This window comes from Vibrio sp. 10N.247.311.51 (genome assembly GCF_041467855.1).
Taxonomy (GTDB): domain Bacteria; phylum Pseudomonadota; class Gammaproteobacteria; order Enterobacterales; family Vibrionaceae; genus Vibrio; species Vibrio coralliirubri.
On the sequence record NZ_JBFSVK010000007.1, the window covers coordinates 161,497 to 181,656 of the forward strand.

A 20,160-nucleotide genomic window follows, 5' to 3' on the forward strand; every position below is an offset into this window, starting at 1 on the left:
TTTAGGTCTGTTTTGTGTCAAACCGTTTAGTACGTTAAAAGCCACCATTTGCCTCTAGCCAGTCAACGTTGCCATGACTGAGTTATCTAATTGAACTACTAATCCCTAATAGTTCACCTTAAGATTAGTTAAGCCGTTTCTAGTTCAGCTTTAGGAACCACGTTTAGTCGGTCACCGTAGATTGGACGCAGTGCTTGCATTACTTCAATACGAGTCAACACACCCACCATTACGCCATTTTCTAACACTGGAAGCATATGTGGTTGGCTAACTTTCATCGCTTTTGCACGCTCTTCTAGAGAAAGAGATGTCAGGCGAGTTGCGAAGCCCATGCTTGTCGTCGGGTACAGTTGCTCTTTGTCGATGCATAGGAACTCAGCAACGTCTACTAGCTTGTCGTTTGCATCGATTGCCACAACATCACGGCTCATTAGGTCTACGACTTTCTGGCCTTTAGTTGGGATGTAATCTTGGCACCAAAGGTCAACCATTACGTCATGAACAGAGAAGATACCCACTAGACGGCCTTCAACATCGCAAACAGGAGCGCTAACAAGTTGCGCGTCTAAAAGTGAATCAATCGCGACTGATGTTGGCATTTCTACGCTCAGTGTAATTGGTTGAGTGTTCATGATTTGCTTGATAGTAGTTGCTGTGTTCATAGTAATTTCCTTAACTGACGTAATTTCTGTTGTTTGTGTGATAGCAGTAATTTTTGCTGCTTTAAGTTGTGGGCGACGGTAGATACTCCAGTTGGCTAAGCCGACCAATACTGAACCACCTACGATGTTGCCGATTGTCACTGGTATTAAGTTTGCGGTGACAAATTGCATGACGTTTAAGTCTGCGTACTGCGCTGGTGTTGCGCCGATTTGCATCCAGAAGCTTTCCGGGGCGAATGTTTGAATCGTGATGCCTAGAGGAACCATGAACATATTCGCCACACAGTGTTCAAAGCCTGAGCTTACGAACATTGCAACGGGTAACACGGTCATCATTGCTTTGGTCATTGCGTTAGCAGAGCTGAACGTTAACCAAATCGCTAAACACACCAACAAGTTACAAAGCACACCCAAAGCCAACGCTTGAACAGGGCTGTGGTGTAGCTTGTGTTGAGCAATGTTTAGAGCGTTTAAGCCCCATTGCCCGCCATCCAGTTGATACAAGCCTGCTGCACTTACCAAAGCCAATAGGAACATGGCACCGATAAAGTTGCCGACATACACCTTGCCCCAGATAGACAACATCTTCGTGAAGGTGATTTGCTTGTTAGCCCATGAGATGCTTGATAACACGGAGCTGGTAAACAGCTCACCACCACAAATCACAATCAAGATCAAACCCATACTGAAGGCAAGACCGCCGGCTAAGCGACTTAATCCCCATCCAGCATCAGCGCTGCCCGTGGTTACCGTGATGTAGAATAGAAAAGCAAGCCCGATGAATGCGCCAGCCATGATTGCCAAACTCAATGTCATGCTGCTGGTTTTATTTGCTTTACTTAATGCAAACTTCTCTGCTTCCGCCATCATTTCTGTTGGTGAGAACAGTTGATGATTTTCAGAAGTGCTGGTTGCCATATCCCCCCCTTGAACAATCCGTCATGTGTAATTCCTAGTGTTAATGACTTGGTTAATCAGTAATGTTTTGCAGGGCTCGTTGTGTCCTGCCATTTCAGATTAGGGCGTTGAGGGGTAGAGGTAAAATTGATAATTTTTAGAAACCACATCAAATTTATTGATATAGATTTGGTTACGCGTAGAATGAAATTGATTGCTCATCGGCTTTATAAAAAACGAGCATCAGGACACAAATAATTAAAAGCATTAAGGATGAATTTTGCGTTATTCATTAAAGCAACTCGCGGTATTTGATGCAGTAGCAGACTCCGGGAGCGTTAGTCAGGCAGCAGACAAATTGGCGTTGACTCAGTCGGCGACAAGTATGTCTCTTGCACAGTTGGAAAAAATGCTCGGCAGGCCTTTGTTTGAAAGGCAGGGCAAGCAAATGGCCCTGACTCATTGGGGCATGTGGCTAAGACCAAAAGCGAAGCGTTTGCTGCAAGATGCGCAGCAAATTGAGATGGGTTTTTACGAGCAGCATTTGTTGAGTGGTGAACTCAAATTAGGTGCTAGCCAAACTCCAGCGGAACACCTCGTTCCGGATCTCATCAGTATTATTGATAACGACTTTCCTGAGATGCGAATCTCGCTTGGCGTGCAAAGTACCGACGCAGTCATTGATGGTGTATTAGATTATCAATATGACTTGGGTGTTATCGAAGGTCGTTGTGATGACAACCGAGTTCACCAAGAAGTGTGGTGTACTGACCATTTAACGGTGGTTGCATCGGCTCATCACCCGTTTGCGAAGCGTGAACGAGTCAGCTTGGCGCAATTAGAACAAGCAAAGTGGGTATTACGCGAACATGGTTCGGGTACTCGCAAAGTTTTTGATAGCTCTATTCACCATTTGATTGGCGATCTCGATGTTTGGCGAGAGTATGAACACGTTCCTGTTTTAAGAAGTTTGGTTGCAAACGGCCCATATTTAACGTGTTTACCTTATCTAGATGTCGAACAGTTTGTTGAGTCAGGTCAACTGGTGACGTTGAATGTTCCTGAGCTTGAAATGGAAAGAACCTTGTCCTTTATTTGGCGTGCTGACATGGCAGAGAACCCACTTGCTGAATGTATCAAGCGTGAAGGTAAGCGCATGATGAAAGGCAAGCCATCGGTTCTGTAAGGTAGATTTGATAAAATACTGATAACTAAATATGTTGAATAAGCGATTTCGGTCTCTATCTGGTGATAAATGCACACTCGCGTACATTATTAATGTGATCGTGATCGGCTAAATAAGCGCTATCTTCCCATAGTATGCTTACTTGATTTTAAGTGAGGCTAAATCCGGTTGCGGACAATTACGTAATTAGGCTTTAGAAATAGTATGAGTACATTAGTCGCGATTTCATTAACAACAGGTATTTTGTCAGGTCTATGGGGATGGATTGCTATCTCTTTCGGCTTATTGTCATGGGCAGGTTTCTTAGGTTGCACCAGTTACTTTGCTTCGCCAACAGGCGGCGTTAAAGGACTAGCTGGTAGCTTATTGACCAACATGACTGGCGTATTCTGGGCAATGGTGATTATCGAAAGCTCAACCTTCGTAGGGTTAGAGATTTTGGGCTACATGATTACTGCTATTGTGGCTTTCTTTATGTGTATTCAAGCGAAACAAGCGTGGCTAGGTTATATCCCAGGAACCTTCATTGGTTGCTGTGCGACGTTTGCTGCAGGTGGCGATTGGCAACTTGTAGTGCCATCTTTACTGCTTGGTGGTGTATTTGGATACTTGATGAAAGCAACGGGCCTATGGCTTCACGAGAAATCGACTCAATCTTCGGAAGTTGTTGAACAACATGCTAAACAGGCAAAGGCTTAATAAATACATTAAGCAATTACCGCTTTAGTCACTGTGAACTCTTGCAAGATAACCCCCAATTAATTTGTATATCGATTTATACAGGCACACCATTTGGTGTGCCTTTTTTCGTTAAGGTGACTAGCTAAATATTTCATCAGTAGAGCAACTGATAGCTTCTATAAAACAAATTATGCTTAGGTATTTCCGTTGGCCATGGTGATCACGCGTTTTAATGTCCACCTTAATAAAAGCGGAATGCATTCTTGTCCTTGATTCTCGCAATGAGAAACAATGGCAAGTGCAAGATCAGGCTTTGCGTGTTTTTTCAATACCTTGGCGACCACTTTCTTCGGAGGGATAGGGTGATCGTAGGGTATCTTAACCATGTCACGGAAAAAGCTCTCAAACCCATTCATATATAGATAATGCTCTATATCTTTATCAGGCAGTTCGGTGAGTCGATGTCTTTCCTGATCATTACCGAGTTTCGATAACACTGTCGCGGCATACTTTTTACCCGCGGCATCGCCGTCAGTCACCACATGCCAATCAATACCAAACTCTTGTGCAACCTTAATCAGCGCCTTAAGTCCTGATTGGGCGAACTCAATAATCTGCACACCTTCCGCTGCTAGGTTATAGCCACATTGGTTGGCAAGTTCATTGAACAACCAAACCTCGGTTTCACCTTCGACTAATAGCCAACAGCGAGCAAACAGTGCCCCAGAGCGGTGGAAGCGGATATGAAAACCAATTCGACGAAGTTCATCCTTACTGAAATGGTTCATGTTGAGTTGATTCGCGATGGTTTTATCTGACTGACGAACCAAGCGACGAATCGATTGAAGTGGAACTGCTGCGAGTAGGTCGCCACTGTTGGTGGTGAGGATTTTCTGCATGGGCAACTTCTGCATCAAGCTCCAAGCCCTTGCCAAGTGTGTTGGGTGCAATCGACCTTCTGGATCTTCAAGGATCAAAAGAGGGCGCGCACATCGTCTTAGGTCGTTTGGCCCTTTAGCTTGTAGATAAGCGTTCAGTAACCCCATGAATAATAAACGGGTTTGTTTATTTTTGGTCTCTTCAACAAGTTGATGAATACTCTGATCATTGGCACCCGCAGAATAAAGCAATCCATCTCGCTGTTTTCTAGGGTTACGACGAGAAGTACTTTTGAAAGAAAAATAGTGTTCAATCAAACTTTGCATCGACTCTAGGCTACTGCGCATTTCACCTTTATTAACATGACCGGGAATCGCCATTAAACGACGGCATGTGTTGTCGATTCGTTTTTCTATTCTTGCTTGGCGACCATTACCGTTATTGGCGCCGTTTCCGTTTGTGCCATTTCCATTGCTAGCGTGATGATTCCCGTTTGAATTTGCATTATTAGCGTGACCGTTATTGGCGTGAACATTAGTCGGCAGGTGAGCATTGTGGTTAAGGGACTTGCCGTTGAAAGGACGATCAAAGTGCCTTGCATCACGCAAACGGATGACGGGATGTAAGGTCATTAATTCTTGAGCGAGCTTTTCTGAATGATGAAGCTTGAGCGGATTACCGTCCAAACCAAGAAATGCATAATGTGTGGTTGTCTCATACTGCTCTAACGTCGCGCTGATTCGATAGTAGATGCGGAATACGCCAAACTCATCTTGAACCCAAATAGGTTTGAGTTTGCGATAACGACCTGCGTTAAGCTCGCTCTTATCGTTAGCTTTTAATGCGAGAACAATTTGAAGATGTTGAGACTGCGGGTGTGAAACAGAGTAATCGACATGAAAATCGGTCATTTCAAAGTGATATGGCACACCGTCTGAGGGCAGAACGACGGAAAGGGCATCCAATAATGAAGACTTACCCCAAGTATTTTCGCCAATAAGCGTGGTTAGCTCGTCAAACGCGAGTGACATGCGCTTGATACCTCGAAAGCCAGAAATCTCGATTCTTTCTAGTTGCATAGGCTTACTCCTAACGGAAGGCTCTGCTAATTGTTTGAAAGCTAACAGATATCTTTAATCATAATCGAAAAATCCAAATCCGGTATGCTCACCTGTCACAAAACCCGTTGTTTATTAATACGGTGCAAAATGAGATTTTTGATCTATCTCGAGTATTTTTTTGCAGTGCAGTTTCATAAAATTCACGATTCTGTCATGATTCTCGACCTAGTATGAAGGGACAAAGAGAGAAGAAAATATGACTAAAAAGAATAAGCCAGCAAAAATAGTGTTGGCACACATCAACGACACCCACTCATACTTTGAACCAACCTCGTTACAGCTATCACTTAAAATGAACAACCACATCATTGAACCTTATGTCAGTGCTGGTGGCTTTGCTCGAATTTCAACACGCTTCAAACAAATAGAACAAGATGCCCAGCGTCAGAAGGTTGGAACCTTGTTCCTGCACGCTGGCGACTGCTTCCAGGGCACGTTGTACTTTTCTTTATTCAAGGGAAAAGCCAACGCCGATTTGTTGAATGCCCTTAATATAGATGCCATGACGCTCGGTAATCACGAGTTAGACATGGGTAATGAGCCCGTTGCGATTTTCGCGAAAAGAATCAAATTCCCACTGTTGGCCGGTAACTGGAATCTATCGAATGAGGATATCAATAAAACTCATACGCTAGCGGACAACGACATTGTTAAGCCTTATCTGCCTGAAACACGAAGTGCTTCTTTTATAACGAAAGAATTTGACGGCGAGAAGGTCGCAATATTCGGCTTAAGCATCGACAAGATGGCAGGCATCGCTAACCCAGATATCGATACACCGTTTGAAAATGCTTTGGAAACAGCAAAATCGACCATTGAGCAAATTCATCAAGCAGGCATCAACAAGATTGTGTTACTTAGCCATCTTGGTTACGAAGCTGATTTAGAGTTAGCAGCCAACGTAACAGGTATTGGTGTCATCGTTGGTGGTCATAGTCATCGCTTACAAGGTGATTTCTCTGGTATCGGCTTAGTTAAAGATGATGAATACGGTGTGAAAATTGGCGATACCTATGTTGTGCAAGCGGGTTTCCACGCCATGAGCTTAGGACACTGCGAAATCCAGTTCGATTCTCAAGGCAAAGTGACGCACTTTAATGGTAAAAACGAACTGTTATTAGGCCGTCGACTCTTTATAGATGCGAAACTGAGTGAAGTAGGACAAGACGATGCCCACGATATGGCGTGTGAGTTTTTGAACAATCACCCCAATATTGCAGTGTGTAAGAAAGATCCTGAGCTGCAGAGCATTCTGACGGATAAATACCAGCCGCGAGTTCGAAAGCTTCAGCAACAAGTGATTGCTCATGCAGACACAAAACTTCGCCATGTACGTATACCAGATGATAAAGGCCCGAGCCAACTCGCGCCCTTGGTCGCTCAATCATTTCACCATCTAATGAACAAGAAAGGGCATCAGGTTGACTTTGCCATTCACAACGCAGGTGGTGTTAGAAATTCACTCAATAGCGGCGATGTTTCTGTTGCCGATATTGCCGGAAAACTACTACCGTTTGCCGTACCCATTGGTGTGTATGAAGTAAAAGGTGAAACGATCGCTGGCATGCTTGAAGGTGCAATCAATAACGCGATCGATAATGGTGTCGTGGGCACAGGTTCAGGCAGCTTCCCTTATACGCATAATTTGAGGTTTTGTTACCACAAAGAAGCGCCTTTAGGACACAGGATTCACCATCTAGAAATCCACTCTGATGAATTGGGTTGGCAGACTGTTTCTCGCAACCGTATTTACCGTGGCGCGTCGTCAGCCTACACAATGAAAGGGAAAGAGGGCTATAACGCTGTGTTGGACATGATAGGTGATGGCACGGTAACCACTGACTCTATGGCAGACTGCTTCATCGAGTTTCTGCAAGACCACCCAGAGTCGCTTCAACACAATGAACCGTTAAATTGCATGGAATGTTTTAGATAACCACGCCTGATGTTGATGCTTAATGTTATTACGTTGGATTATTTATAAAATTGGCATTGTTTATGCTTCATCTCTGCAGGTCGCCTTCTTGTGGAGATATGCATGGATAAGAAAGATTGGTTAGATGCGGTAGCGGTTGTCGGTTGGGTATCAGTTTGGTCAGCGTTAGTGTATTTGGTGCCCACTACAGGTTTGTAATGGTTCTGCGCACTGGATAAGACTAGCTTTTGAACAGTCGCAGTATTCTTATTATCAATACACGCTATACCAAGCGTAAGTGAAAGAAATAAAAAAAGGAGCAGATTGCTCCTTTTTTGCTTTTTCCGTGCAAATTTATATAGACGAAACACAATCAGAGGATTATTATCCACGCGTTTGGGGAGTAGTTAGCGCAAGTTTACATATCGTCATCTCGTTAGGCCAAGAGTCTATCCGGTATGTAAAGGTGAAATCCCATATTTCACTTCAACGAGACCAACGCAATCACAGTCAAGATCCGTTATGGAGCTTGATATGCTTTGTTTGCGGAAGGTCTTTGTACAGTTCTTCCGCCCGGAGGAATAATGAACTCAACTCAATCTCTATTATCTACAAATAGTGAATCCTTTTTTTCATCGCCAATCATGACGACTTATGCGGGCTTTTTCCTGCTGACGGTTATTCTCGTCTCTATTGATATCTATCAGACTCGTGGCGGCAACGTTACTATCAAGAAAGCGGCAATCTGGAGTGTTTTCTGGTTTGTACTTGCGTTTTTGTTTGCTGGCTCTATTTACCTGTTTTGGGACATTTATGCGCCGAACAGTGACTACACAGCGCAAAAAGCAACCGTGTCATTCATAACGGGTTACTTGTTAGAAAAATCCCTTAGCGTAGACAACTTGTTTGTTTTTGCGATGATCTTTGCTCAATACCAAGTTCCTGAGCATCTAAGACCTCGTGCGCTTCTTTGGGGTGTCATTGGTGCATTGGTGCTTCGTGCAATTATGATCGCACTAGGCGCACAGCTATTGGCGGAATACCACTGGGTACTGTACGTGTTCGCTGCGTTCTTGATTGGTACAGGTATTAAGCTGGCATTAGACAAGGGCGAAGAAGAGAGTGTGAATACACTGCCTGAAAAGCTACTTCGTAAAGTGATGCCGGTAACAGAGGATTTCCATGGCCCTGCATTAATGGTTAAACAGGGTGCTAAATGGGCATTCACTCCAATGATGTTGGTCATCGGTGCGATCGCAGTGATGGACGTGATGTTTGCATTGGACTCTATCCCTGCGATCTTTGCGGTAACACAAGAACCGTTCTTGGTACTTGCGGCTAACGTGTTTGCGTTACTTGGTCTTCGCTCGTTGTATTTTGTACTGCAAGGTATGATGGACAAGTTCATCTATTTGAAACCGGCATTGGCATTCATCATGGTGTTCATCGGTGTGAAAATGCTATTGGTTGACAGTGAGTGGGCTATCCCAACTTATTGGTCGCTTGCTGTGCTGATTTCGACTATGACGATTGCGGTTATAGCGTCGGTTTATGCGAAGAAGCCAGGCATTGAACAAGTAAATTAAAAACAAATATAACTTATCGAAAAGTCGATAATGAACACGTGGCTGATGAAGTGGAAAATTTATTTATGTAAATTTTCTGTGACATTGGCCACTGTTGTTTGTGGGATATTTGTACTAAATGCATGATTTAAACACTATATTGAATTTATACTCACATAGCCTGCATATCTATTTTGTGGTGTTGTTAATGGTTTGTTTCATTAGAAAAACTAATCTCAAAATCTAATTTTAGTCATTTTTTAACCTGCAAAAAATCACCTATTATTCTTGTCATCAGAACGAAACACATTAATAAATTTATAGAGAGGCAATCATGGCTCAAGCAGTACAAATGAATACTATCGCTGTTCCTAACTCTATGGATAAGAAGACCTACTCGGTTAACTTCAAAGGATTGATTGCACACATTTTCGATATTCTTTTCGTAGACAACTCTCCACGTAGTTACTACGCAAGCGACCTATCTGGTCACATGCAACGCGATATCGGTATCAACCGTTAATCTCAGCGTTAACATGTAAATATAGAATTTTAGGAAAACGCCAGCTTCTAAAGCTGGCGTTTTTGTATCTGAAATAAACTCTATCTCTTCGCAAATTAAGCACCTGAAAGAAAAACCTAGGCATCACGGTCTGTATTTGAGCGCCATTCAATTCGTTTTGTACAAGGATCTCGGTATGTCACACGCCAAACGCAATTCATCATTGATCAAACTTTGTTTATTTGCCTTACCGATCGGCTTCTATTCCTCAGTGTCGCTTGCACAAACCTGGAGTAATCAAGGCCAGCCCGCACAGGTTATCGAGCTCTTCACCTCTGAAGGTTGTTCAAGTTGTCCACCTGCTGATGCCTACCTCAGTACTTTTGAAGACCATCCAAAACTGTGGACACAAATCATTCCGCTCGCCTATCACGTCGATTATTGGGATTACTTAGGTTGGGGCGACAAGTTCGCGAGTAAGGCGTTCAGTCAGAAGCAACGACTGTATAAAGCTTATGGCGTAACAAGTGGGGTTTACACGCCGGGCTTTGTTGTCGATGGAAAAGAGTGGCGCGGTTACTTTAACTGGTTAGACAGAACATTACCTTCGCTTAAACAACAAAATAACCCCAAGCTAACGGTCAACCATAAAGGCGATACGTTCAGCGTAAGTTACGAAGGCAAAGGGGATTATGTTGCTCATATAGCTTTACTGGCGATGAACGAAGTCACCAGCGTTAACGCGGGCGAGAACAGAGGTAAGAAACTCGAGCATGATTTTGTTGTGGTTTACGATGGTTATCAACGTGGTGAGTCTGAATGGCAATTTAATATCAATTTTGAGCCACTCGTCGCTACACCAGACGCAATAGCCGTTTGGTTGACCGAGCCTAACTCGTATGCACCGGAACAAACGGTAGCAGGGTGGCTGAACTAACTGCCAACCAAAGCAATCGAATAGCTAGAGTACACTTAGAAGAAGCAGGTACGGCGAGTATCGAGGTTCTCACATCAATAACTTGGTTTCTGACGGGTATTAATCGGTCAAATAGAAGCGAAAGGGCGATTTAGTTACGTAATACTGCTGAAATACGTTAATATAGCGCGCTATTATTTTAGCTTTGAGTTCCTGCAATTAATGACTAACACCACTACACCAACCAACTTCTCTGATCTTGGCTTAATCTCTCCTTTGATGGCTCGTTTATCTGAGCTTGAATACCAACAGCCAACTCCTATCCAAGCGCAAGTTATTCCAAGTGTGTTAGCAGGACGCGATTTAATTGCAGGCGCAAATACCGGTTCAGGTAAAACCGCAGCATTTGCACTTCCACTGTTACAAAAAATTCATGAAGATGCACCTCTGGACCGTCGTTCAGGCAAAGGTAACTTTGTTTCTGGCCTTATCTTGGTTCCTACTCGTGAACTTGCTAAGCAAGTAGCAGACAGCGTTAAATCTTACGCTGTGCATTTCAATGGCGCGATTAAAACGGTTTGTGTGTTTGGTGGTGTATCGGTAAACACTCAGATGCAGGCGCTACGTGGCGGTACTGATATCTTGGTGGCAACACCGGGTCGTCTGCTTGACCTCATTTCAAGCAACGCAATCAAGCTAGACAAAGTGAAAACGTTAGTGCTTGATGAAGCTGACCGAATGCTAAGCCTAGGTTTTACCGAAGAACTTGATGCAATCTTGAAGCTCTTGCCGAGCAAAAAACAAACCTTGTTGTTCTCTGCAACTTTCCCTGAGCAAGTTAAAACGCTGACTCACGAACTATTGAATGATCCAATTGAAGTTCAACTTCAAAGTGCCAATGCGAGCACACTGGTTCAACGTGTATTCGAAGTAGAAAAAGGTCGCAAGACAGCGTTACTCGCACACCTAATTCAACAACACGAATGGCGCCAAGCTCTGATCTTCGTTAATGCGAAAAACAGCTGTGAGCACCTAGCAGACAAGCTTTACAAGCGCGGCATCATCGCTGAAGTGTTCCACGGTGATAAAGGGCAAGGTTCACGTACTCGTATCCTTGAAGATTTCAAATCTGGCGAGATCGACGTTCTTATCGCGACAGACATTGCGGCACGTGGTCTGGATATCGAAAAGCTTCCTGTGGTAATCAACTTTGACTTGCCGCGTAGCCCATCAGACTACATGCACCGTATCGGCCGAAGTGGTCGTGCAGGTGAGGTTGGTCTTGCGCTATCTTTGATCGATCACGAAGATTACCACCACTTCAAAATCATCGAGAAGAAGAACAAGATTCGTCTTGAGCGTGAGCAAATAGAAGGCTTTGAAGTGGATGAAGAAGCGACAGCTCACCTGATTGCAGCACTAAAATCTGTTGCGCCACCGGCTGGTACAGGCAAGAAGAAAAAGAAGAAGAAAGCTCCACAAAACCAAGATGTGTGGCTAAACAACAACTGATCTTGAGTCAGCTAGCTATATGACTCAGCTAGCTATATGACTCGGTAAACAATATACATTCTAAAGGCGCTTAATTGCGCCTTTTTTGTTTTTCTAATCCCAAGTTAAGCGATTCCGCGTAACGAGACTAAGCGATACTTTTGACTCTAAATAGGTCTGTGAATAATTTTCCTATCATCAAAATGATGAGCAGTGTGGTTAACATTAGCAATGGTGTTTGAATCTGATAAACCGGTGTTAGATTAAGCGCGCCAGATGTCAGTACGACCAGCAGGTTTATACCAAGTATTCGATGCACCATAAGTTTAGGTGTCGCAAACACTTTCCATATCACTATGCTGTTGATGAAATAGAACAACGCCAATTGCCACAATTCAGTCATCATCGGCATGATAAAGATATATTGAAGCAAGATAACCGTGCCCGTTCCAATGACACCAAAAAACGCATCCTTAATAACACTTGGCGGCATAGTTGGAAGCATTGAAGAAAATATGCCAGCAATCATCGGGAAAATAAAACCACCCGGTACAGGCAGGTATATCCAAACCAATAACGACGTGACGAACATCGAGACACCTTGTAAGACTTTTCTCCCATCTTCATTAAGGTGTTGAACAAACGTACGGTGCTCATGGTGCCAAGAGACGTTTTTGTTCTCACTCATCACAAATGGCACATCATCAATTAGTGACGTGTTTGGCGCCATTAACTCCAGTTTTTCCATTTTTTGGGTGAGAGCGACCCAATCAATAGCTTGAGTCAGTTCACCCGAGGCGATCTCAAGCAAACGCCCTTGAATATGCGCCATTTCGTTGATTCGTAAACGCCATGCGTGAATATTTTCTTTTAGGTGATAACTGCCAGCGAGCGGCAAATCCAACAGTTGATAGAGCTTTTCAATATTAGCGGTATTGGACTCTAAAGCTTCTATATCAAGGTTGTTGGTATCGCTCATTGCTGTTATCAGCGTTTCTCTGCTTGTTTCAAATCGTTGTACAAAGTTCTGCTCAGTATTTACAGGCCAGAGCAGACGATAAACAATCGAGAAGGTGATAACACCTAATAGAGTTTCTTGTATTCGAAGCACTGCAAAATAGAATGTAATTTGGTTATCGAACCCACCCATACAAGAGATGATGGAGCAAACTGCAAAGCCTATTGAAAAGACATAACCGTATTTTTCATCACTCGACATGAAGATGCATGTACCGAGAAATAAAGTGAAAAACATCAAAAACAGAAAGCGATCCTGAGAAAACATCGCAATCAAGAAAAAGGCATAACCAGTCCCTAATAAGGTGCCCATTAATCGGTTATGACCTTTGTTTATTGAATGAGCAAAGCTCTCGTTCAGTGCCATGACCGCAACCGCAATTGCCGCCCAATAAGGTTTCTCCCATTGAAACCACAACGCAACACAGATAGAGATAACAATAGCGAGAGCCGCTTTAATGGCTTCTTTTGTTGATGCACTGAACATAAAAGCCATCCAACTATTTGATTATCTTGAGTGAAGCTGTCATACCAACACGAAGTTGTAAGTCTTCAGGCACGTTATCAAGCTCTACTTTGACTGGTATACGTTGAGCAAGACGAATCCATTGAAAGTTTGGGTTCACGTTAGGAAGAAGGTCATTACCTGTGCTGCCGTCTTGTGTTGCAATACCAAAGCCAATGCTTTTGATATGGCCTTCCAATTGAGTATTGTTGTGCATCATAAGAGTGACAAGCGCTTTGTCGTTAGGGCCAACATTCACCAGATCAGTTTCTTTGAAATAGCCTTCGATCCAGAAACTGTCTTTATCGATCAATGCAACTACCGGTGTATTGGCTACGACTTGAGAGCCTTCTCGTAGGTTTAAGTTCGTGATGTAACCGTTGGTTGGCGCGTACACTTTGGTGTATTCAAGATTTAAATGCGCTTCTTCAACGTTGGCTTTTGCTAGTGCAACGTTAGCTGCATTTGTCTCAACCGCGTTATTCAGGTTATTCAATGTCAGCACTGGCATAGCGCCAGGTGTTCTCTTTTCTAAGTTCAATGCGCGTTGCTCTTCGTTTTTAGCTTTTGCTAAGAGCGCGCGAGCCTGTTTCTGTGTCGCCAGCGCTTTATTGTAGGCCGCTTGATAAATGCTTGGGTCGATCTCAAACAGCAAGTCACCTTTCGCCACCTGTGAGTTGTCCTCAATATGGACTTTAGTCACTTGCCCTGTAACTCGGGGAGTAATTGAAACTATGTAAGCGCTGACCTGACCATCTCTAGTCCAGGGATTACTCGAATAAGATTGGTAATAGCTATAAACCACAGAGCTTGCGGCAACGACCAGTAGTAGCGTGATGAGATAACGTTTAATCAAGGTGAATGCCTCAGAAGATGGTAATGAATTGACCGATAACGCCGACGAAAATTACGATCAAGCTTAATTCGGCAATTGCAGGAAAAGCGACATATTTATGTAGCCCAAGTTTTGTCGCGATTGAGCCAGTCAATATCGTCAATACATAAGCTAACGCGATAACCAATAGCAAAGGAGGGAAGTAGATCTCACCCCACACGAGTTCATGTGGCATTGTGTTCATGGGTCTGTCTCTATCGTTTTAAGAAGGTAACGATAAAGGAACTATGGCAATGTTAATAATCGTATATAGAGGATCAGATCCATCAAATCCAGACAGGTTTAGGTATATACTAGGAAGGATAGGCAGCAAAGGTACAAATCAGTAGTCACTTTTGCTCTGTCTTTTTATCATTATTATTCTGTTGCAGTAGATGTTTTTCTATCTCGTATGCATGATTAAGAAAGTAAGCACATCAAAATGAACTTTAGTATTGAACAACTTCTCGCGTTTGTGACCGTCTATGAACAGCGGTCATTTAGCAAGGCGGCGGTAAAGCTTAACAAGCACAGAACGACCGTGGGTCAGGTGATTACAAACTTGGAAGATCATCTTGCGGTGAGTCTTTTTGAAAGGGTCGGGCGTTCTGTTGAACCAACGGAGGACGGGCACCTCCTTTATCACTACGCAAAACAGACGATTGAGCAAGCTCGTACTTTTGACAAAGTGGCGTTGAGCCTCTCTTATGGTGGGTTAGAGAAAATAACAATCGCGTATTCTAGTTTCGTTCCACAACGTGTTTTGGTCGATATACGAAAACGACTTAAGCACGATTTCCCAATGATGCGAGTGAACTTTCTGGTTAGGAATAAGAACGAAATTAAACAAGGAATACAAAGTGGGGAATATCACTTTGGACTTGTGAATGCTCACAATAGCCGAGCGATGCACAGTTTTGATTCTACTTTCCTTGGGCATTTTGAGTTCTATCCATTCGGACAGAAAGGTGGAGCGCTCTCACATATTGATAAAGACGAAGTATTAGTCGCACTTAGGAACTCTAAACAGTTCGTATTGAAGTCTCTGATTGACGAAGGTATGTCTGAAAAGATTATCGTGAGCTCTGACTATGAAGAGATCGATCAGCTTTCGTTAATGATCAAAATGCTTGAAGAGGGTTTTGGATGGGCACTTCTTCCCAAAGCCTTTTTTACCGACTCTGAATTTTCAAAACATTCAATAGAGCCCATTCACTCTGCGCAAATGGTGGAAGGATTCAAATTTGGATTCGCGTTGTGGTGTCCGCACTCGAAACAAGTCAGTGGTATCAAAGGCTCTTTGGTGTCGGTCATTAAAGAGTACCGTGAGCAACTTATTGATAGTTTTAAGTCGTGAAAATTTGAGATATTAAAAAGGCGCTAATTATTCATTAGCGCCTTTTTAGATTTTGTTCAGCGAAAAGAAGAATTACTTCTTACGGCAGAACTCAGCGATTACGTACATTGATTGACCGCCGTTTGTTTTACCAGAAACAAGCTTAGGATCGTCACCAACGCTGATGCCACGGATAACAGTACCTTGCTTAATCACTTGGTTAGTACCTTTGATTGGCAGGTCTTTGATTACTGTTACGTCGTCACCTTTTTTAAGTTCAACGCCATTCACATCAAGAGGCTTGTCATCAGCAGACATACCGATTTGTGCCCAAACTGATGTTTCTTCTTCAAGGTACATCATGTCTAGCGCGTCTTGAGCCCAGCTTTCTGTGTTCAGACGAGTAAGTTGACGCCATGCTGTTACTTGAACTGGCGCTTCTTGGCTCCACATGCTGTCAGTCAGACAACGCCAGTGGTTGATATCTTTAGGATCGTCAATCTCACCAAGACATTTGTCACATACCATGATGCCGTGATCCACTGTTACGTGGCTGTGTGGCGGCACTGCGTATGCAGTAAGAGAAGAATCAGAACCACATAGTTCACATTTAGATTGGCAGCGTTCTAGCATAGTAGCTTCAGAAGACATAATGGACTCACATTTATTAGGTATTAAATTACGGGGCTATTATCCACTTTATTTACAATAAAGAAAGAGGTCGTACGGTATTCTGTCTTGATTAATTTTAGCTGAGATCAACCATTTGTGTTTTAAAGTTTTATGCAAACGGTTAACTAGGGAAATTGTTCGAACGGCAGATACAAAAATGCCAACGGTTAGGCTGGCATTTGGTTTCAATTAGAACTTGTGGTTATTCCAATACAGAACCATCGATAGATGCTGCAGTTAAAGCATTATCTAATAAGAAGTCTACCGCTTGCGTCTGCATGCTAACGTGGTGGCTTAAATCTAATGGTAGAGGCGTACTGTCATCTTGCGGAGCCACAAATGTGCTGTGAACTGCATCTTTGCCAAACTTAACAAAATCATTGGTTCCGTTTGGCATTGTATTGCTTGCATCTACAACGGTTAAGCCAAGTTTTGTCGCAAGTGGTGTTGTTCCTGCAAACGGTGCATCCGCAACGGTGTTTGGTACCGTTTCGTCACCTTGAACTTGACCCATGTAAATTGGCATCTGAGTAGAAGCTTCTAGCAAGTAATCAGCATTTGTGTAAGGGTCAATAGTATCTAACACGGTTTGTGCCGCATACGCGAACTGTTGAAATGCTGCAGTCATTGCAGCTAGTTGTGCTGTGGTTGCACTGCTTTCAAATGTTTCGTAGCACAATTTATCTGAGCTGTTTGTACAGCTAGCTGCCGCATAGCTTGCGTACTCTGCCGAAGCCCCCAAGGCTACGTTGTGCTTAACTTGTGGGCCAAAGAAAGGTGAACCCAACAAAAGGTTAGATATTTGGCCACCAGAGTTTTCGATAGCAGCAGCGCTGAATGAATAAAGCGCATCAGCAGTTGTGCTACCTAACGTACGGTTAGAAGACGCAACTGCTGTCGTTCCGACAATACCGCCTAACGAATGACCTAGAAACTTAACTTGTGAGCCAGTAGCTATGTTAAATCCCTTCAAAGGTGAGCTAGCAAGTAAACCAGCTTGCAAAGAAGCGGTTAATGAAGCTCTTAAACCCATTACATCCAGTCCACTTTGACGAACGTTATCACGCGCTACAGGCAAGTTAGTGAGATTTAAATAAGCTAAGACATCTTCATTTGCAGAACGTTGGTCATCCAAACTACGAGTACCGTGTATTGGTAAGTCAATAGCCAAGACAGCACTTCCGGCTCTCGCTAAGTTGTAAGCGAACGCGTAAGCATTTTCTTTTGCAGAGGTGATACCGTGTTGGTAAATGACTATATCAGTAGGGTCTGTACCATTAGGCGTAAATAGCAAAAATTCGACAGATTCTAATGATTTAACTTGAGGAACTGGAGAGTATTTCGTAATAACTCTTTCGCTATCAAGTGGAGAACCATCGGACATCGTTAAGTTTAACCCGATTAACTTTAGTTGTTCTGTTTGCTCTGTCGCTAATATGCTTGTGTCGATACCAGCAGCAGCTAATTGAGTAGCCATATTTGCTTGCTCGGCACTATCACTTAAAGCACTTGAAACTTTTGCTAAGCTAGGCATACCCGATTCGAATGGCTGTGAGTTCCATTCAGTAGCACTTGTTTCTAGATAATAAGGTAATTGAACAAAACCTTGGGTTACATCAACGTTGTCAGTAGCGCCATACAATCCTTTAATCGCTCCTTTAAGGGTTGCGATAGTTGTTGCGTCGTCGCCAGCAACATATTTATCAAAGTCAGTATCGTTTTCTAGAGCTGTTGTGAAAAGTTCTGTTGAGCCGAACTGCATTGTGTAGGCAGCCGAAAGGTCGACTGAGTTAGGGTTTGCGCTATCTTTCCAAACACCATTTAGATTTGTCGCAGCCAATCCTGTTGCCGTTGCGGCTTTTGTCGCGAAAAGGGAATCACCAACAGACTCTGTAGTAAACCAAGTCGAGTAAATGATGTTCTCAGTATCAAGGTTAATCGCACCTGCAGCAGTCGCTCCAGCAAAGATCTTTTCAACACCTTGGGTGACTTGCTGCGCTTGAGCAAGGCTACCTTCTGTGTAAGTTACTGCACTTGATTTCAAAGCAGCATAACTTGCCGACATGCCAACAGGATCGCCATTAACATCCGTTAGTTCATTGGAAAGTGCCAACACGTATTCGCTCGAAGCATCAAGAGAACCGTTGAATACAATAGTGAATGTGTCAGTTGAGGCACTAGATAGAACATTAAAATGAGTTCCTTGTACCAGTACGCCAGTAACACTTGGTGCCGTTTCAGAAGTGAGTGAGCCACTAAGCTTTAATAGGTAAACACCACCAGTTGCGACACCATCAGCTAAACCTGTGCCTTCAAAGTCCATGATGATTGGCATTGAGGTAGACCAACCATCCATTGTATTCATTGCTGCAATAGGGTTGGTTAATGAGTCATCACCGCCAGTCGGCAAGCCAAGTGTACCGTCGCTAGCATCCATCAACGCGAAGCTAGGAAGAGGAACAGCAATATCAGCACCCGTTAATTGAAACTTGATGCTCGTCGCTTGTGCGAGTGAATCTTGAATGTATTGCTCATATTGAATCGCTGTTGAAGCACCTGAACTCGAAGAGTCATCACCACAACCAGCAAGAAACATTGCTGAAGCGAGCAGCGAAACATTAAATAACTTTTTCATGTTTTAATTCCGTTTAGTTGAAGGTGTAGTTCATTTGAATTGCAGATAGGTAAGCGACTGCATCACCAGAGAATTCAAGTTCCTGACCAAGTTCATTGGTTTCAGTGAAATCACCTTCTTTACTTTGAACAAGAGCGAAACCAGCATCGATTGAAAGGTTAGGGCTGTACTGATAAGTCAAACCTGCGCTGTACCAGAAACGGTCGCTATCAGGGATGCTTAATGTTGCTTCACCAGCTTGCTCGTCATATGCTAAACCAGCTCTTAAGGTCCATTCTTGGTTTAACTGGTAAGTTGCACCCAGTGAGTAACGGTTATTGTCGTCGTAGTCTTCGGTCTTTTTAAAACACTCGCCACTTACACAATCTGAACTTGTCGCTTTAAGCTCTTTGAAGCTACTCCACCCAGTTTGTTGCCACCCGTAGTGAATTGCCCATTGGTCGGTCAATTGGTGGAAAGCTGAAATTTCAATAATCGAAGGCAACGTGATTTTTAGACGTCCTGTTGTTGTCGTAGCACTGCCTTCCACGATGCTGCCCGTGTAATCAGTAAAGTCACCGTCATCAAAGTCGAGGTCTACCTCTGAACGATAAGCGATAGAGAATCGGTTGTTTTCATTCAGTTCATATAACGCGCCCACGTTCCAACCAAATGCAAATGTTTCACCTGTCATACTGATCAGTTTTGTTGAGGCAGGATCTCCAGTGATGTTCGAAATAGAGCCTTGATGACGATTTAGTTCAGCCTCGGCGTAAACAAGGTTCGCACCCGCACCAACACTAAACTGGTCGTTAACTCGATACGCCACATTGGGGTTTAAGTTCACTGACACTAGTGAAGTATCACCTGCAAGATCACCCGCATAAATATCGTCTGGGTAATCGGTAGCAACGCCGTAGTTAGAAAACATACCAATGCCCCAAGCCCATTTATCGTTAATAGGGCTGATGTAGTATGCCGCAGGGACGACTTGCAGTGGCGCTACGTCTTTAGATACTTGGCTTTGTCCGCCAGAACCCGGAACATTGTTTTGAGTAATATCCACTTCTGGATCAACGATAGAAACCGCGCCTGAAAATTGGGCTGTATCAAATAGGGTCATTGCGGCGGGGTTTCTCGCTAGTACACTCGCGTTATCGGCTACAGCGCCTTCACCTGAGAATGCGCGACCAAGACCTGAGGCAGAATGCTCAGCAACTTGGAAGCCAGCCGCAAGTGAATTGCACGCAAATAGCACAGAAAGCGAAACGAGAGAGCGTTGTATTGTTTTCATCCTTGACCCTCCTAGGGCATCGAATTTCATTAT

At 43.5% G+C, this 20,160-nt stretch carries 16 protein-coding genes; 8 read left to right on the forward strand and 8 right to left on the reverse strand.

Annotated elements, in window-relative coordinates; genetic code table 11:
• Nucleotides 1-128 precede the first annotated feature (128 nt).
• The gene (gene focA / locus AB6E85_RS09055) at nt 129-1,580 is read right to left on the reverse strand and encodes a formate transporter FocA (RefSeq protein WP_372142348.1); all 1,452 of its coding nucleotides are present in this window, start codon (nt 1,578-1,580) and stop codon (nt 129-131) included.
• Between the two features lie 259 nt (nt 1,581-1,839).
• On the opposite strand from focA, the gene AB6E85_RS09060 reads away from it, so the two are divergent.
• Both AB6E85_RS09060 and AB6E85_RS09065 read left to right on the forward strand, forming a co-directional pair.
• Nucleotides 1,840-2,745, forward strand: coding sequence for a LysR substrate-binding domain-containing protein (locus tag AB6E85_RS09060; protein WP_048613690.1), 906 nt, complete (start codon nt 1,840-1,842; stop codon nt 2,743-2,745).
• Nucleotides 2,746-2,949: 204 nt separating this feature from the next.
• Complete coding sequence (locus tag AB6E85_RS09065; protein WP_372142349.1) at nt 2,950-3,444, forward strand: DUF1097 domain-containing protein; 495 nt, start codon at nt 2,950-2,952, stop codon at nt 3,442-3,444.
• Nucleotides 3,445-3,620: 176 nt separating this feature from the next.
• On the opposite strand, the gene AB6E85_RS09070 is transcribed toward AB6E85_RS09065, so the two are convergent.
• Entirely contained in the window at nt 3,621-5,384 is a 1,764-nt protein-coding gene (locus tag AB6E85_RS09070) for an ATP-dependent endonuclease (protein WP_048608392.1), read from the reverse strand.
• 238 nt (nt 5,385-5,622) lie between these two features.
• Here AB6E85_RS09070 and AB6E85_RS09075 point away from each other — a divergent pair, with 238 nt between their 5' ends.
• From AB6E85_RS09075 to AB6E85_RS09095, 5 genes are all read left to right on the forward strand, one after another.
• Nucleotides 5,623-7,362 carry a bifunctional UDP-sugar hydrolase/5'-nucleotidase gene (locus AB6E85_RS09075; RefSeq protein WP_372142351.1) on the forward strand — a complete coding sequence of 580 codons (1,740 nt, stop codon included), beginning with the start codon at nt 5,623-5,625 and terminating at the stop codon, nt 7,360-7,362.
• A 563-nt stretch (nt 7,363-7,925) separates the two neighbouring features.
• Nucleotides 7,926-8,927, forward strand: a complete 1,002-nt coding sequence (locus tag AB6E85_RS09080; RefSeq protein WP_048612514.1) for a TerC/Alx family metal homeostasis membrane protein — start codon at nt 7,926-7,928, stop codon at nt 8,925-8,927.
• A gap of 313 nt (nt 8,928-9,240) precedes the next feature.
• Nucleotides 9,241-9,429 carry a hypothetical protein gene (locus tag AB6E85_RS09085; RefSeq protein WP_017059812.1) on the forward strand — a complete coding sequence of 63 codons (189 nt, stop codon included), beginning with the start codon at nt 9,241-9,243 and terminating at the stop codon, nt 9,427-9,429.
• A 175-nt stretch (nt 9,430-9,604) separates the two neighbouring features.
• The gene (locus AB6E85_RS09090) at nt 9,605-10,345 is read left to right on the forward strand and encodes a DUF1223 domain-containing protein (protein WP_372142352.1); all 741 of its coding nucleotides are present in this window, start codon (nt 9,605-9,607) and stop codon (nt 10,343-10,345) included.
• Nucleotides 10,346-10,546: 201 nt separating this feature from the next.
• Nucleotides 10,547-11,836 (forward strand): DEAD/DEAH box helicase, encoded by a 1,290-nt coding sequence (locus tag AB6E85_RS09095; protein WP_372142354.1) that lies wholly within the window; start codon nt 10,547-10,549, stop codon nt 11,834-11,836.
• Nucleotides 11,837-11,963: 127 nt separating this feature from the next.
• Here the strand turns inward: AB6E85_RS09095 and AB6E85_RS09100 are convergent, their stop codons facing one another.
• From AB6E85_RS09100 to AB6E85_RS09110, 3 genes are read right to left on the reverse strand one after another with little or no spacing between them, the layout of a single operon-like run.
• On the reverse strand, nt 11,964-13,319 hold the full coding sequence (locus AB6E85_RS09100) for an FUSC family protein (protein ID WP_372142356.1): 1,356 nt from the start codon (nt 13,317-13,319) through the stop codon (nt 11,964-11,966).
• Nucleotides 13,320-13,332: 13 nt separating this feature from the next.
• Nucleotides 13,333-14,193, reverse strand: a complete 861-nt coding sequence (locus tag AB6E85_RS09105) for an HlyD family secretion protein (protein ID WP_372142357.1) — start codon at nt 14,191-14,193, stop codon at nt 13,333-13,335.
• A gap of 10 nt (nt 14,194-14,203) precedes the next feature.
• Complete coding sequence (locus tag AB6E85_RS09110; protein WP_004730923.1) at nt 14,204-14,416, reverse strand: DUF1656 domain-containing protein; 213 nt, start codon at nt 14,414-14,416, stop codon at nt 14,204-14,206.
• Nucleotides 14,417-14,653: 237 nt separating this feature from the next.
• On the opposite strand from AB6E85_RS09110, the gene AB6E85_RS09115 reads away from it, so the two are divergent.
• Nucleotides 14,654-15,568 (forward strand): LysR family transcriptional regulator, encoded by a 915-nt coding sequence (locus AB6E85_RS09115; RefSeq protein ID WP_372142358.1) that lies wholly within the window; start codon nt 14,654-14,656, stop codon nt 15,566-15,568.
• A 72-nt stretch (nt 15,569-15,640) separates the two neighbouring features.
• On the opposite strand, the gene AB6E85_RS09120 is transcribed toward AB6E85_RS09115, so the two are convergent.
• From AB6E85_RS09120 to AB6E85_RS09130, 3 genes are all read right to left on the reverse strand, one after another.
• Nucleotides 15,641-16,198 carry a PhnA domain-containing protein gene (locus tag AB6E85_RS09120; RefSeq protein ID WP_017060062.1) on the reverse strand — a complete coding sequence of 186 codons (558 nt, stop codon included), beginning with the start codon at nt 16,196-16,198 and terminating at the stop codon, nt 15,641-15,643.
• 223 nt (nt 16,199-16,421) lie between these two features.
• Nucleotides 16,422-18,854 (reverse strand): VolA/Pla-1 family phospholipase, encoded by a 2,433-nt coding sequence (locus AB6E85_RS09125; RefSeq protein WP_372142360.1) that lies wholly within the window; start codon nt 18,852-18,854, stop codon nt 16,422-16,424.
• 13 nt (nt 18,855-18,867) lie between these two features.
• A complete protein-coding gene (locus AB6E85_RS09130; protein WP_372142362.1) occupies nt 18,868-20,127 on the reverse strand; it encodes an outer membrane protein transport protein in 1,260 nt (419 codons plus the stop codon).
• Between the last annotated feature and the right edge of the window lie 33 nt (nt 20,128-20,160).

Excerpts from the sequence above, each read along its gene's own strand:
- AB6E85_RS09090 (WP_372142352.1), top strand. The coding sequence starts at position 9,605 with ATGTCACACGCCAAACGCAATTCATCATTGATCAAACTTTGTTTATTT.
- AB6E85_RS09075 (WP_372142351.1), top strand. The coding sequence starts at position 5,623 with ATGACTAAAAAGAATAAGCCAGCAAAAATAGTGTTGGCACACATCAAC.
- focA (WP_372142348.1), bottom strand. The coding sequence starts at position 1,580 with ATGGCAACCAGCACTTCTGAAAATCATCAACTGTTCTCACCAACAGAA.
- AB6E85_RS09120 (WP_017060062.1), bottom strand. The coding sequence starts at position 16,198 with ATGTCTTCTGAAGCTACTATGCTAGAACGCTGCCAATCTAAATGTGAA.
- AB6E85_RS09115 (WP_372142358.1), top strand. The coding sequence starts at position 14,654 with ATGAACTTTAGTATTGAACAACTTCTCGCGTTTGTGACCGTCTATGAA.
- AB6E85_RS09110 (WP_004730923.1), bottom strand. The coding sequence starts at position 14,416 with ATGAACACAATGCCACATGAACTCGTGTGGGGTGAGATCTACTTCCCT.
- AB6E85_RS09130 (WP_372142362.1), bottom strand. The coding sequence starts at position 20,127 with ATGAAAACAATACAACGCTCTCTCGTTTCGCTTTCTGTGCTATTTGCG.
- AB6E85_RS09070 (WP_048608392.1), bottom strand. The coding sequence starts at position 5,384 with ATGCAACTAGAAAGAATCGAGATTTCTGGCTTTCGAGGTATCAAGCGC.
- AB6E85_RS09085 (WP_017059812.1), top strand. The coding sequence starts at position 9,241 with ATGGCTCAAGCAGTACAAATGAATACTATCGCTGTTCCTAACTCTATG.
- AB6E85_RS09100 (WP_372142356.1), bottom strand. The coding sequence starts at position 13,319 with ATGTTCAGTGCATCAACAAAAGAAGCCATTAAAGCGGCTCTCGCTATT.
- AB6E85_RS09065 (WP_372142349.1), top strand. The coding sequence starts at position 2,950 with ATGAGTACATTAGTCGCGATTTCATTAACAACAGGTATTTTGTCAGGT.
- AB6E85_RS09080 (WP_048612514.1), top strand. The coding sequence starts at position 7,926 with ATGAACTCAACTCAATCTCTATTATCTACAAATAGTGAATCCTTTTTT.
- AB6E85_RS09095 (WP_372142354.1), top strand. The coding sequence starts at position 10,547 with ATGACTAACACCACTACACCAACCAACTTCTCTGATCTTGGCTTAATC.
- AB6E85_RS09125 (WP_372142360.1), bottom strand. The coding sequence starts at position 18,854 with ATGAAAAAGTTATTTAATGTTTCGCTGCTCGCTTCAGCAATGTTTCTT.